The 14,002-nt window shown below is 74.6% G+C and carries 8 protein-coding genes; 2 read left to right on the top strand and 6 right to left on the bottom strand.

Features of this window, described 5'->3' with window-relative positions:
* Positions 1–763: 763 nt before the first annotated feature.
* Positions 764–2,275, bottom strand: a complete 1,512-nt coding sequence (locus tag DMH08_RS33785; RefSeq protein ID WP_125620115.1) for a M28 family metallopeptidase — start codon at positions 2,273–2,275, stop codon at positions 764–766.
* Between the two features lie 62 nt (positions 2,276–2,337).
* Positions 2,338–4,737 (bottom strand): M4 family metallopeptidase, encoded by a 2,400-nt coding sequence (locus DMH08_RS33780; RefSeq protein WP_233617964.1) that lies wholly within the window; start codon positions 4,735–4,737, stop codon positions 2,338–2,340.
* Positions 4,738–5,065: 328 nt separating this feature from the next.
* On the opposite strand from DMH08_RS33780, the gene DMH08_RS33775 reads away from it, so the two are divergent.
* Positions 5,066–5,938 (top strand): hypothetical protein, encoded by an 873-nt coding sequence (locus DMH08_RS33775; protein WP_026403687.1) that lies wholly within the window; start codon positions 5,066–5,068, stop codon positions 5,936–5,938.
* Positions 5,939–5,972: 34 nt separating this feature from the next.
* On the opposite strand, the gene DMH08_RS33770 is transcribed toward DMH08_RS33775, so the two are convergent.
* The 4 genes from DMH08_RS33770 to DMH08_RS33755 all read right to left on the bottom strand — a co-directional run bounded on the left by DMH08_RS33770 (position 5,973) and on the right by DMH08_RS33755 (position 10,894).
* The gene (locus tag DMH08_RS33770; protein WP_125620113.1) at positions 5,973–8,069 is read right to left on the bottom strand and encodes a tetratricopeptide repeat protein; all 2,097 of its coding nucleotides are present in this window, start codon (positions 8,067–8,069) and stop codon (positions 5,973–5,975) included.
* The gene (locus tag DMH08_RS33765) at positions 8,066–8,968 is read right to left on the bottom strand and encodes an SIR2 family NAD-dependent protein deacylase (protein WP_026403689.1); all 903 of its coding nucleotides are present in this window, start codon (positions 8,966–8,968) and stop codon (positions 8,066–8,068) included. Before DMH08_RS33765 ends, DMH08_RS33770 begins: the two co-directional genes overlap by 4 nt.
* A 129-nt stretch (positions 8,969–9,097) precedes the next feature.
* Complete coding sequence (fxsA, locus tag DMH08_RS33760) at positions 9,098–9,283, bottom strand: FxSxx-COOH cyclophane-containing RiPP peptide (RefSeq protein WP_125620109.1); 186 nt, start codon at positions 9,281–9,283, stop codon at positions 9,098–9,100.
* A 6-nt stretch (positions 9,284–9,289) separates the two neighbouring features.
* Positions 9,290–10,894 carry a chloride channel protein gene (locus DMH08_RS33755; protein ID WP_125620107.1) on the bottom strand — a complete coding sequence of 535 codons (1,605 nt, stop codon included), beginning with the start codon at positions 10,892–10,894 and terminating at the stop codon, positions 9,290–9,292.
* A 611-nt stretch (positions 10,895–11,505) separates the two neighbouring features.
* On the opposite strand from DMH08_RS33755, the gene fxsT reads away from it, so the two are divergent.
* Positions 11,506–13,998, top strand: coding sequence for an FxSxx-COOH system tetratricopeptide repeat protein (fxsT, locus tag DMH08_RS33750; protein ID WP_051301016.1), 2,493 nt, complete (start codon positions 11,506–11,508; stop codon positions 13,996–13,998).
* The last annotated feature ends 4 nt before the right edge of the window (positions 13,999–14,002 follow it).

Genomic DNA, 14,002 nt, shown 5'->3' with positions numbered 1-14,002 from the left:
GTCCCCGGCCTCCGCCTCCGGCCCCCGCTCCGGTTCCCGGTCTCCGGTCTCCGGTCCCCGGTCTCCGGCCACAGGTTCCCCGGCCACAGGTTCCCCGGCCACAGGTTCCCCGGCCACAGGTTCCCCGGCCACAGGTTCCCCGGCCACAGGTTCCCCGGCCACAGGTTCCCCGGCCACAGGTTCCCCAGCCACAGGTTCCCCAGCCACAGGTTCCCCGGCCAGAGCGGGCCGGTACCGCTGCGATTGCGAGCAAAGCCAAGTTCGAGCTTGCGAGAACTTGATCGCGAAGCGAGCCCTCTGGGGCGAGTCTTCGCGATGCAGCAATCGCACGCGTTGCCGGAGGCGGAGGGCGCCCAGCGCCCGGAGCCGCAGGCGACGCCATGAACACAGCAGCAATCGCCCGCAAGGCCCGTTGAAGGAAGGCCGCCTCGCGGCCTGACGCCGAGGGCCTTGCAATAAGCAAGAGGCCGTACGGGACGGGCCGAGAGTCGTCCCGTACGGCCTTCCTGAGGCGAGCCCTGCACACAGGGGGCTCGCCGCGCGGCCGGGCGGGGGTCGGCCGCGCTCCGCGCACGTTCGGAGCGGGGGGAACGTGCGGTCGGACCCGACCCGGGTCCTCGCGATGTGCGCCGGGACCGGGAAGGGCGTCCCAAAAAGGACATCGCGGGGACGTGCCCGGTGTCAACGAGTCCAGTCGGTGTTGGATTTTCAATCCTTGTGAAACAAGCTTCTGAAACTACTGAAACCGTGGGCCGACCTGCGGCTACTTGGTGAAGGCGAGGTCGTCGACGCCCGCCTCGACGAGGCTGGCGGCGCCGGCGTCGGCGGCGGTGACGACGACGCGGACGGTGGTGCCGGCGTGCGCGGACACGTCGGCGGTGTGCGGGGTCCAGGCGCCGGGGGCGTTCGCGGCCGCCGCGCGCCGGTCGAGGACGGTCGTGGATCCGTTCGGGCCGACGACGGCGACGCGCAGGCGGTCGTCGGACGAGGCGTTGTTCAGGTGCGCGAGGTACCAGGTGAGCGTGAGGGTGCGGGTGCCCGCGGGGAGCGCGATCGGGCCGGACCGGACGGTCGTGGTGCCGCCGTCGAGGTCGTTCGCGCCCGCGTCGGCTCCGGCGGCGGCGCCGGTGACGAGGGCGTTCGACCCGCCGGCGGCGCCGAGCTGGAGGTTCACGCCGGACCAGGAGGTGGGTTGCGGGGTGCCGCGCTCGAACGCGCCGGACGTGGCGGTGTCGGTGCCGTCCGGGTCGACGGTCCAGCCCTGGTCGGTTTCGAGGTCGTCGGCGTGGACGATCTCGCCGTCGGGCGGGCCGCCGGTGCCGGCGAGGGTCCAGACGGCGTGGGCGATGGCGTCGGCGTTGCGGTCGAGGGCGGTGTCGTCGATGTTCGCGGTGGTGTCGCAGTACGCGTGGTAGCAGCGGTCGTAGGCGACGCCCGCCTGGCCGCCCCACAGGCGGGCCTGCTCGGTGGTCTTGCGGCCTTCGGCGCCGGTGAACAGGCCGCCGGCGGGGATGCCGACGCGGATGAACGGCCCGTAGTCGGAGCGCCCGTCGAAGGCGGTGTCGCGGACGGGGACGCCGAGGGCGGTGAAGTGCTCGCGCAGGACGGTCTCGATGCGGGCGGATCCGGCGGGGCCGCCGGATCCGCTGGAGCCGTCGCCGTCGTAGGCGAAGTAGCCGGGGTTCGGCGAGCCGATCATGTCGAAGTTGAGGTAGCCGCCGATCTTCTGCCGTTCGGCGGACGGCAGGGTGTTGACGTAGTGGGTGGAGCCGAGGAGGCCGAGTTCTTCGGCGCCCCACCAGGCGAACCGCAGGTGCTTGCCGGGCCGGAGGTCGGCGCGGGCGACGGCGAGGGCGGTCTCGAGGATCGCGGCGGAGCCGGAGCCGTTGTCGTTGATGCCGGGGCCGGCGGTGACGCCGTCGAGGTGCGCGCCGGTCATCAGAACGTCGTCGGGGTCGCCGCCGGGCCAGTCGGCGATCAGGTTGTAGCCGGTGGCGCCGCGGGCGGTGAAGGACTGGACGGTCGTGGTGAATCCGGCCGCGTCCAGTTGGGCCTTCACGTAGTCGAGGGACGCGCGGTAGCCGGACGTGCCGTGGGCGCGGTTGCCTCCGTTGGCGTTGGCGATGCTCTGGAAGCGCGCGAGGTGCGCCTTGACGTTGGCGAGCGGGACGTCCGGGGCGGCGGCGGTCGTGGTCGGGGCGGCCGCGGCGGCCGGGGGCGCGGCGAGGGGCGCGAGCGCCAGGGCGGCCGCGAGCGTCAGCGCGGTGGTCTTCATGGGTGCCTCCGGGAAGGGGCGGCCCGTGGCGGGGCGGGTCCCGCCACGGGCCGCGAGCGGGGTCAGGAACGGGTGATCTCGACGTTGTCGATCGCGCCTTCGACGAGGCTGGCGGTGGACGCGTCGGCGGCCTGCACGACGATGCGGACGGTCTGGCCCGCGTACGCCGAGAGGTCGTGCGTCGCCGTCCGCCAGGTCGCGGCGCGGTTCGCGGCGGCCCCGGTCTGGTTCAGCACCGTGGTGGAGCCGTTCGGGCCGACGACCGATACTCGCAGGTGGTCGGTCGAGGCGCTGTTGTTCAGGTGGGCGAAGTACCAGTCGAACGTCAGCGCGAGGCTCCCGGAGGGGAGGGCGATGGCGGGCGACCGGACGGTCGTGGTGCCGCCGTCGAGGTCGTTCGCGCCCGTGTCGGGCCCGGCGGCGGCGCCGGTGACGAGGGCGTTCGACCCGCCGGCGGCGCCGAGCTGGAGGTTCACGCCGGACCAGGAGGTGGGCTGCGGGGTGCCGCGCTCGAACGCGCCGGACGTGGCGGTGTCGGTGCCGTCCGGGTCGACGGTCCAACCCCGGTCGGCTTCGAGGTCGTCGGCGAAGACGGCGCCGCCGGGCCCGCCCCCGCCGACCGTGAGCGTGAACGCGGCGGTGCGCTCGATCGACGCGCCCTGCCCGAGGACGGTGATGCGGTACGTCCCGTCCGGGGTGTTCGCGGGGATCGACACGGTCATGGTGGACGACTGCCCGGACGTCACCGCGGCCGGTGCGAACGTCGCGGTCGGGCCGGCGGGGGCGCTCGTCGCCGACAGCGCGACCCGCTGGGCGCTCCCGCCGGTGGTGGCGGTGGTGACGGTCGCGGTGACGGTGCCGCCGGGCTCGCCGCCGGCGCTGCCCGGGCCGACCGCCAGCGAGAAGTCGTTCTGCTGCGTGCCGCAGGACGCCTCACCGGACTGCTGCGGCACGTTCACCGCGCTCCACGCCGCCTTCACCGCGTTGCACTCGGTGGCGGAGCCGGGGAAGAGCTCCAGGGCGGCGTTGACGGTCTCGACCCGCGCGCGGGCGTGCGTCCACGAGAAGGTCTTGCGGTTGAGGCCGCCCATGAAGATCTGGCCGGCCTTCTCGATGCCGATCCCGGTGACGGACGAGCCGTTGCACGTCGGGCTGTTCGGCCCGTCCGAGGGGTTCGAGCCTTCGGCCAGCAGGTAGAACCAGTGGTTCTGCGGGCCCGCCGCCGCGTGCACCTCGGTGTTCGGGATGGACGACGAGTAGCAGTTCGGGTGCCCCTTGGCCTGCGGGTCGTACATGTTCCGGATGGGGCCGGACCCGACGAGGTCGACTTCCTCGCCGACGAGGTAGTCGGGCGGGTCGTAGGTCGCGGACTCGGCGGCGTAGTGCTCGGTCAGCGCGCCGAAGATGTCGCCCGCCGACTCGTTCATGCCGCCCTTCTCGTTGCCGCCGCCGGAGCCGCCGGGCGTCTCCTGGAAGATCGCGTGCCCGAACTCGTGGGCGACGACGTCGAACGGGGTGGCCTGCCGGCTGCCGGACTGGTTGCGGCCGAAGTTGGTGTAGGAGCCGTTCCAGTAGGCGTTGGCCTGGTTGAGGCCGACCCGGATCGGGAATCCGCCGCCGGAGCCGTTGATGCCGTCGCGCCCGAGCCAGGAGCCGAGCATGTCCCATTCCTTCTGGACGGCGTACATGGCGTCGACGCACGCGGTCTCGAGGTCGGTGCCGCTCCCGTTGCCCCAGGCGCTGTCGGTGCCGGTGTAGGTGCCGCCGTTCTGCCCGCCGCACCGGATGCCGGGCCGCTGCGGGTCGGTCATCTGCTGCGCGGCGGTGGAGACGTCGACGGTGCCGTGGTAGTGGCTGCGGTCGTCGGCGGCGGCGCGGACGTCGTCCCACGAGCCCGCGACCTTCCCGGTGCGGGCGTCCACCAGCACGTGGAGCCGGGTGGGCGCGCCGCCGTCGGTGCCGGTGACGACGGTCTCGTAGACGAGCCGTCCCGTGCCGTCGGCGAGGACGAGCAGGCGCGGTTCGGACGTCTGCGCGGCGTCGTCCACGCGCGCCCGCGAGACGGCCGCGGCCCGCTCGGCGGGGACGTCCGGTTTCGTGGCGAGGTCGAGGCTCCGCTCCTGCCCGACGGACGTGCTGAGCACGCCGCCGGACCGGTTCGTGGTGACGACGAAGTCGCCGCCCAGGACGGGCAGGCCCTTGTAGACCCGCTCGTACGCGACGTGCTGCAGGCCGTTCTGCCCGGTCGTGATGCCGCGCCGGACGACGCGCTCGTCCGGCGACGTGCGGAACTCCGCGGGTTTCGCGGCGACGAGGCGGTCGGCGGACGCGGCGGCGAGCGCGCGGGGGTCGGGCTGCGGCGCCGCCGGCGCGGTGCGCGCGGCACCGGCGGCGGGGGCGGACATCGCCACGGCGAGGCCGGCGGCGAGCGCCGCCGCCCCGATCGCGGTCTGGTGTCTCACGGGTGCTCCTTCCAGGGGCCGTCGAGGAGTCGCCCGGTCCTTGTGGGACGGGCGGCGCCGCGGCGGCGAGGGGGATGGGGGTCTCATCCGGATGAGCTGTCCGAAGTGCACTCCGAAAGATGAAAGGTGTCAATGAATCCACATGTTGTTGGATTTCAATGTGTATCGAGTTCGACCATGAATGTCTGGAAAGCCGCTGGTCGATCGGCGCCGCGGAAGTGGCGGCGGGAAACCCCGTGCGTTCCGACCGTGCCGCGCGATAGAACGGTGAAGGCCGAATCCATCCCCGACCGAATGTGCGGCGCGAACCACGACGAAGGCGGTGCGGATGCGCGCGACCCTGCGCAGGGTGGCCCGGGACGTCCGGTGGCTGCGGCGGCTCGACGCGTACGCGATCTCGGCGCTCGCCCTGGTGCTGGCGGTGCTGACCGTGATCGGCGACGTCGTCTCCGACGACGTGCGGTGGGCGGTGGCGCTCGCCGCGCTGGCGGCGCTCGTCTACCGCGGTACGCTGCCCGACCCGTCCGAGAGCGCCGCCGACACGATGCTCGGCGACCGCGGCTCCCTGAGCGACCTGGACGTCGCGGGGCGGCTGCGGCGGGCCCGCACGGTGTGGCTGTACGCGCCGTCCGGCGTCAACTTCCTCACCCCCGAGCGCTGCGAGGCGCTCCGCACCGGGGTGCTCGCCCGCCGGGACGGACGGGTCCGCATCGTCGTGCTCGACCCCGAGCGGGCGGAGGCCGTCGCGATGGCCACCTGGCAGCTCGACGACTCGCGGTTCTTCCCGCTCCAGTACATGGGGCCGTCGCTGCGCGCCGTCCTCGACCGGCTGCGCGCGATGCGCGGCTGGAACGTCGCGGGCGCCTTCCGGTACCGGCTGCTGGCCTACAACCCCGGGTTCAGCCTGCTGATCATCGACCCGGAGGCCGGCGACGGCCTCGTCATCGCCGAGCTGCACGGTTTCGGCGGCGAGTCGACGGCGACCCGCATGCACGTCCGCATCACCCGCGACGAGTCCGAACGCTGGTTCACGTTCTGGGTCGACCAGTTCCGGTCCGTGTGGCGGGCGGCCCGCACCGAGACGCCCGAGGACGGCGCCCCCGGCGGCGGCGCGGAGCGCGCGGACGGCGCCGCCGGCGGCGGCTCCAGGGACGCGGACGGGCCGGGGGAAGCCGCCGGGGTCGGGGGTCCGGCCTCATGACCGGACGGGCCGGCAGGGGCCGAACGGGGCGGGGTCAGCCGCGGGAGGAGATGCGGCGTTCGAGGTCGTCGGCGGCGCCGCTCTGGTACGGGAGCAGGCCCGGATCGCTCACCCGGCGCGTCTCGCGCAGCAGCTCCAGGGCCTCCTCCGGGCGGCCCCGCAGCAGCTCGGTCTCGCCGCCGCGCAGGTACGTCCGCGCGTTGCGCGGGTTGGCCTCGATGGCGGCGCGCAGCTCATCGGCCGCCTCGTCGGTGCGGCCGAGCTGCGCCAGTGCCAGCGCCCGCGCGGACCGCAGGTCCTCCAGGCGGGCCGGATCGGGCCCGAGCGCGATGACCCGCTCCAGGTCGCTCATCGCCTCGCGCGGCTGCCGCAGCTCCGCCAGCAGCTCCCCGCGCGCCGCGAGCGCCGACACGTTGCCCGGGTCGTGCTGCAGGATCCGCTCGTAGGCGGTGCGGGCGTCGGAGAGGCGGCCGAGATGCCACAGCGCCCGGGCGTACCCCTCCAGCGAGTCGAGGTCGGACGGCTGCCGCCGCACCGCCTGCTCGTACTCGATGAACGCGTCCTCCACCCGGCCCCGCGCCAGCAGCACGTCGCCGAGGCCGGTCAGCACCCGGGCGACCGCCGCGCCGTCCCGCAGCGCCTCGTACACCCCGATCGCCGCGCCGAAGTGCGTCCGCGCCTCGTCCACGTCCCCGCGCAGCCCGGCGACCTGCCCGAGCAGGTACCGGCCCTCCGCCTCGGTGCGCCGGTCGGCGCTGCGCGCCGCGGCCTCGATCGTCTGCCGCGCCCAGTTCGCGGCGTCGCCGGTCGCGCCGACGACCAGCGCCCGGTGCGCGGCGCGCAGCCGCAGCCGCGCGTCCGGTTCCCGCTCCGCCGCGTCGGCGGGCTCGTCCGCCGCCCGCTCCGCCTGCCGGATCGCCGCGATCAGCCGGTCGTGCTGCAGCTCGTACCAGCGGGCGTTCAGCCGGTGCTCGGCGCGCAGCAGGTGCCGGGACGCCAGCGCCCGGACGACCTCGTTGCGCAGGCCCGCGGTCTCCCCGGCGCCCTCGCACACCATCCCCCGGGTGCCCATGTCGGTGATGAGGTTCCGCTCGATCCACCAGCGCAGCCCGTTCTCCGGCATGCCGTGCTCGGCGGCGACCTCCGCGACCGTCCGGGTGTAGAAGCGGGCGAGGGACCGGTCGGGGTCGCCGTGCGCGCGGACGTCCTCCGCGGTGATCGTCCGGACGGACTCGGGCAGCGCCGCCCACAGCGTCGAGCAGACGATCTGGAGCTGCACGGGCTCGACGAGCTCGTCCAGGGCCGCGGGGCCGTCGCGCCCGTCCGCCGCGCCGGACCGGTCCGGGCCGTCGGGCCCGTCGGGGCCGCCGCCGGGGCCGGGGCGCCGCGCGGCGCGCAGGTCGTTCACGAGGTACTCGGCGGCGCCGGGCGCGAACGTCCGGGACGTCCGCCGCAGCGGCCCCGTGACGGCCCTCAGCGCCGCGTCGGCGGTGAGGGCGCGGACGGCGAGGCGGCGCCGCGGCGGCGGCGACAGCCGGCGCTCGAACGGCAGCAGCGCGGCGACCGCGTCCTCCCGGATGGAGACCAGCAGCCGCAGCTCGACCTGGTCGGCGAGCGCGGCGGACAGGTCGTCGACGAAGTGGTCGCGGTGCCGCCACAGCTGCGGCGGCGCCATGAACAGCTCCTCGAACTGGTCGATGGCGACGAGGAACGGCAGCGGGTCGTCGAACTGGTCGACGCGGCCCGCGCGGTCGCGGAAGAAGTCGCGGACCGTGAGGTCCCGCAGCGCCTCGGGGCTCGCGCTCGGGTTCCAGGACGACAGCAGCGTGAACGTGAACGGGTTCCCGCCGGCGGACGGCTCGGCGAACGGGGCGGGGAACACCCGCCCGACGGGCAGCCGGTCGACCTCGTCGCCGAGCCCGCCGAGCACCCCGGCGTTCAGCAGCGACGATTTCCCGACGCCGGACGGACCGAAAAGGATCGTCATCCGGTTCGCGAGCCACAGCGAGCGCAGATCGCGGATCTCGCGGTCGCGGCCGAAGAACAGCGGGCCGTCGGACTGGCCGAAGGCGCGGAGCCCCGGATAGGGCCCTTCGCCGGGGGGAAGGCGGTCGGCGGCGGGAGAAGTCACGGTGTACCTCCGGCCCGCCGATTGAGCTCGCGGAAAAAGTCTCTCGCGCTTCCCCAATATACGGACACCTTGAGGTCGGCGAAATAGCGGTCGAGATACTCCTCCGCGCTGCGCCGCTGGTCGTCGGTGGCGCCGTCGGGAAGGGGCAGCATCTGCACGCTGATGTGGGAGCGCCGGTGCGTGGTGGGCAGGCCCTTCACGAGCCCCTGCAGCAGCACCTGGAACGTCCAGTCGCGGAGGCTGTAGCCGACGAACAGCAGCGGCCGCCGCGCCAGCGCCTCCTGGACGGCCGGGGGGACGAGGCTGACCCGCGCGGAGGTGTCCTCCTCCTTGTTGCGGTCCTCGATGAGGGCCACGAGGAACTGGATGTAGTCGTCCTCGGTCAGGACGAGCGACTCGGGGTGGCCGTCGTGGCCGTGCAGGTGGTAGACGACCGGCTCGTCGGCCGGGGACCCGCCGGGCGGCGGGACGAAGGCGTCCGGGTCGTAGGGCGCCCCGTCGTACCAGGGGCACAGGACGCGGCGCGGGTCGCGGCCGGCGGCGCGGAGCGACCGCGTCAGCAGGTCGTCGTAGTTCGTGGTCAGGTAGAGGGGGAGCGGGAAGCGGGCCAGCGCGACGTGCGGGTCGTCGGGGTCGTTCGGGGCGGTGATGCCGGTGAAGTGCCGCCGGAGGAACTCGCCCTTGACGTAGGTGAGGTCGTCCTCGAGGACGGCGACGTACCGCATGACGCGCGCCAGGTCGAAGCGGTCCTCGAAGGGGTAGTCGTACTCGTCGGCCCACCGGCCGGCCAGCGCGCCGGCCATCTCGAGGGTGCCGTGGCAGGCGCCGGCGCCGAGGAACGGGGCGACCTGGCCGGCCCTGAGCTGCCGGATGAGCCGATCCCAGTCTCTGTCTTCCAAACGTGTCTCCGCTGGTCGGCCGTGGGGGACGGACGAGCCCGGCGGGGGCCCGCCCGGCCGCGGGACGTCCGGGTGGGGGGCGTCCGGCTGGATCGTTCTGCGCATCATGACAGAGCCTTCCGGGGCGTCCTAGTCGATGACCGCGTTGAACCCGGCGGCCGCGTCGTCCGGCGACGCGGCCTCGGCGGCGATCCGGCTCAGGCAGTCGTGCAGCACCGAGCCGGGCCGCGCGTCGAGCCGGTCGAGGGGGAGCCGGCTGAGGTCGGGCAGCCCGTGCAGCACGCCCCCGGCTTCGTGGTCGTCCGTCGTCGTCACTCGTCGTCACTTCCTCGTTCGCTCCGGCGCCGTCCGGCACGTCCCGTCGTCGGGAGGGGGGAGGTCGGTCGGGTCCGCGGGCCCGGGCGGCGCGTCGGCGGGCGCGGCGGGGACGGCGTCCGGGGCGGCGGCCCGGCCGCGGCCCCGGCGGACGCGGGCCCGCAGCGCCGCCAGCGCGTCCGCCGCCCCGGGTTCGTCGCGTTCCCGCTGGCTGCGGTACAGGGTGTGGTCGCCGACGACCGCGTACGCCAGCGACATGGCGAGGACGATGGGCAGCGCGAGCTCGGGGGTGCGGGTGCTCTCCAGCACCAGCACCGCGCAGCCGAACGGCGCGTGCACGATCGCGCCCAGGCAGACCGCCATGCCGACGACCACGAACGGGGCGGGCCCGCCGGTGGACGCGCCGAGGGACTCGGCGACGCGCCAGACCGCGGCGCCCGCCGCACCGCCGATCACCAGGCCGGGGCCGAACACCCCGCCGGAGCCGCCGGTGCCGATGGACAGCGACGTCGCGGCGATCTTCAGCAGGGGCAGCAGCAGGACCAGCCAGAACGACATGCCGAGCAGCGCGCCGCCGTCCAGTTCGCGCTGGACGACGCCGTAGCCGGGGCCGAGCACGGCGGGCACGACGAGCCCGAGGAGGCCGACGGCGAGGCCGCCCGCGGCGGGCGGCAGCCAGGCGGGCACCGCCCGGCGCCGCGCGCCGTCGGCGGGCGCGGTGAGGCGCCGGGTGACGGCGCCGACGCCGTGCAGGGAGTACGCGTAGCCGCGGCCGAGCGCGCCGCAGAGGACGCCGAGCACCGCGAACGCGACGACGTCGCGGGCGGCGAACCCGGTGGCGGGCGACACGTCGCCGAACATCGGCCCGTAGCCGAGGAAGATCCCGAAGACGCCGAACGCGACGAACGACGCGGGCAGCGCCGGCGGCAGCGCCCGCCACCCGAACCCGCGCAGGAACAGCAGTTCGGCGGCCAGCAGCGCCCCGGCGAGCGGGGCCTGGAAGATGGCGCCGACGCCGGCGCCGAGCCCGGTCATGACGAGGGTGCGGGCCTGCACGCCGGTCAGGCCCGCGCGGCGCGACAGGATCGAGCCGAGCGCGCCGCCGATCTGCGCGATCGGGCCCTCCGTCCCGCCGGAGCCGCCGGAGCCGAGGGTGAGCCCCGCGGTGATCGTCTTGATGGCGGGGACCCGGCCGCGCATCCCGTTCGGGTCGAGGTGCGCGGCGTCGATCGCGGCGTCGGTGCCGTGCCCGGCGGTCTCGGGGGCGGTGCGGGCGACGATGAGGCTGGCGAGCAGCGCGCCGCCGCAGGTGATGAGCGGCAGCGCCCACGGGCGGTCGATCCCGGTCCAGCCGTGGACGTCGCCCTCGGTGACGGTGGTGGCGGGCTCGAAGCCGGCGAGGCCGCCGAGCAGCCCGTGCGTCAGCAGCCGGAGCAGCGCGACGAAGACCGCGGCCGCCAGCCCGGCCGCGCACCCGGTGGCCACCGCGAGGACGAGCCAGCGCAGCGCGGCGCGGGCGCGGCGGGCGCGCCGGCCGCGCGGGCCGGACGTCCGGGCGGGCGGCGGGGGCGCCGCGGGAGCCCCCGGCTCCGGCGTGGCGGGTTCGGTCAACGTTCCTCCGCACGGACGGGCGACGGAGCGCGGACGCTCGCGCCGTCGTTCGGCGGCCCGGGTCGGGAGCGGCGGAAACCCGCGGGCGAGCCCCCGGCCGTACGGTCCGCCGACCGGACCGCCCCCGCGGCGGGGCCGACTCCGTTTCCGTCGATGTCGAGTTGTGTCGCTCGTGCTGTCGTCGTCGACGTGGTCGAAGCCAAAATAACCGTCCTGTCCGGACCGGTGCCATATCTCTGGCGGACACCGGCCACTGCCTTGCGGAGCCGCGGTTTCATGACGAAAATGACAGGATCGCGGTAGGGGGCACGGCAATTACGGACATGCCATTAGTGCCCGTTATGCTCCCCGCCGTTCGCCGATCATGATCCGATCATAGTCGGGCGCGGAGATCATTGGCGCGGCACGGTCGATGGAACGTTCCTTCGCCCGATTCGTTCCCCTAATGTCGCTCACCGGACAGAAGCTCGGTGTCACCGGACACAGAAAATTTACGCAGCGGAAGATAGGCTGGACAAGAAAAGCAATGCTCACCGCCCTTTCGTTTCCGTCTCCCCGGAGGCCACATGTCTGCGACAGGCGGGCAGCCTGAGATCTGGGGATCCGTCCCCATGCGCAACCCCCACTTCACGGGGCGCGAGAGCACGCTCGACCGGCTGCACCGGGAGTTGTCCGGCTCCCCGGACGGGACGTTCGTCCTGCAGGCCCTCCAGGGGCTGGGCGGCATCGGCAAGACCCAGCTCGCCACCGAGTACGCCCACCGCTTCGCACCCGACTACGACGTCGTGTGGTGGGTGCCCGCCGAGAGCGAGCTCGTCGCCCGCGCGTCGCTGGCCGCGCTCGCCGAGGAGCTGGGCGTCGGCGGCGCCGACAGCGCCGTCGCGGTCCGCAACGTCCTCGACAGCCTGCGGCTCGGCCGCCCGTACCCGCGCTGGCTGCTGATCTACGACAACGCCGTCGGCCCGGACGAGATCGCCGACTTCCTGCCGTCCGGCGGCGGGCACGTCCTCATCACCTCCCGCAGCACCCAGTGGCGGCACGGGGCCCGCAACCTCGACGTCGACGTGTTCGACCGCGCCGAGAGCACCGCGTTCCTCACCCAGCGGGTCGCCGGGCTGGACGCGGGCGACGCCGACCAGATCGCCGAGGCGCTCGGCGACCTCCCGCTCGCCCTCGAACAGGCCGCCGCGTTCCAGGCGGAGACCGGCATCTCCGCCGAGACCCTGCTGCGCGAGCTGCGCGAGCGGGCGCGGGAGCTGTTCGACGTCTTCAACGAGAACCCGCCCGTCGGCTACCCGCTCACGCTCGCGACCGTCTGGGCGACGTCCGTCGTGCGGCTGCGCCGGCAGAGCCCGGACGCCATGGCGCTGCTCGACCGGCTGGCCCTGTTCGGCCCCGAGCCGATCCCGCTCGACACGTTCGCCGAGGCCCGGCACGTCCTCGGCGGCGACTTCGGCGCGATCCTCACCGACACGCTCCGCCTCCAGCGCGCGCTGCGCCACCTCGGCCGGTACTCGCTGGCCCGCGTCGACACCGTCCGCAACACCATCCAGGTGCACCGCCTCATCCAGGCCGTCACCCGCGCGGAACTCGGGGGCGAGGCGTGCGACGCGGCCCGGCTCGACGTGCACGTCCTGCTCAGCGCCCGCGCGCCGGTCGACGTCGACGACCCCGACAACTGGTCCCTCTACGAGGGGCTGCTCGGGCACGTCCTGGAGTCCCGGGTCGTCGAGTGCGCGCAGCCGGAGGTCCGCCGGTTCTGCGTGCGCTTCGCCCGGTACCTGTACGTCCGCGGCGACTACGAGGGCTCCCGCGCGTTCGCCGAGAGCGCCATCGGGCACTGGACGCGCCACCCGGCGCCCGGCGCGGGGCCCGACACCGACGAGCACGTCCTGTCGATGCGCATGGTCCTCGGCGTGGACCTGCGGCTGCTCGGCGAGCTGCGGGCCGCCTACGAGCTGGACGAGGCGACCCTCGCGCGGATGACCGAGGTGTTCGGGCCCGAGCACGAGGAGACGCTCCGGCTGATGAACAGCTACGCGGGCGACCTGCGGTCCCTCGGCCGGTTCGGGGAGGCCACCGAGTACGACGAGCGGTCGCTGGAGCTGCACCGCCGCGTGTTCGGCGGCGACGACCCGTGGACCCTGATGGCGGAGAACAACCTCGCCATCGACCACCGGCTGTCCGGCCGGTACGACCGCGCCCTCGAACTCGACGAGGACACGCTGGAGCGCCGGCTCCGCGTGTACGGCCGCCCGACCAACCACTGGGTGCTGTTCACCCGCAACCAGATCAGCCGCGACCTGCGTGAGCTCGGCGAGTACGAGCGGTCGGTGCGGCGGCAGCGGGAGGTCGTGGCCGACTACGAGCAGGCGCTCGGCCCCGAGCACCCGAACCTGCTGCGCGCCCGCAAGAACCTGTCGGTGTCGCTGCGCAAGTCGGGCCGGTTCGCCGAGGCCCGCGAGCTGGCCGAGCAGGTGAGCGAGCACTACGAGCGGCGGTTCAGCCCCACCCACCTCGACACGCTCGCCGCCCGCTGCAACCTCGTCAACGACCTGCGCGTGACGGGCGAGCTGGAGGAGGCCCGCACGCTGGGCGAGGAGACCCGCAAGCGGTTCGCGGAGACGCTCGGCGCCGACCACCCGTTCACGCACGGCTGCGCGGTCAACCTCGCGGTCGTCCTGCGCCGGCTGGGCCGGCACACCGAGGCCGCCGAGCTGAACGAGCGGGCGTGGCGGACGCTGGCGGACGCGATCGGCGCCGAGAACGACTACACGCTCGCGGCGCTGGCGAACCTCGCGAGCGACCGCGCCGCCGCGGGCGACTTCGCGGGCGCCGCCGAGCTGGGCGGCCGGGCCCTCGCGGGGTTCCTCGCCGCATTCGGGCCCGACCACCCGCTGACGCTCCAGTGCGCGGTCAACCTGGCCGCCGACACCGCCGCCGCCGGCCGGACCGGGGACGGCGACGCGGCGTCGCGGGCGCCGGTCCTGGACGGCGACCCGGTGCGGCGGCTCGCGGAGCGCCTCGGCGCCGACCACCCGGTCGCGCAGGCCGCCGCCCGCGGCGACCGCCTCGACTTCGACTTCGAACCCCCGCCCGTCTGACCCC

The sequence above is a fragment of the Actinomadura sp. WAC 06369 genome, assembly GCF_003947565.1.
GTDB lineage: Bacteria > Actinomycetota > Actinomycetes > Streptosporangiales > Streptosporangiaceae > Spirillospora > Spirillospora rifamycini.
This window is presented reverse-complemented; position numbering and strand designations above follow the sequence as displayed.

Bases quoted from the DNA above. Each gene is read 5' to 3' on its own strand.
- DMH08_RS33785 (WP_125620115.1), bottom strand. From the start codon at position 2,275: ATGAAGACCACCGCGCTGACGCTCGCGGCCGCCCTGGCGCTCGCGCCC.
- DMH08_RS33775 (WP_026403687.1), top strand. From the start codon at position 5,066: ATGCGCGCGACCCTGCGCAGGGTGGCCCGGGACGTCCGGTGGCTGCGG.
- fxsT (WP_051301016.1), top strand. From the start codon at position 11,506: ATGCGCAACCCCCACTTCACGGGGCGCGAGAGCACGCTCGACCGGCTG.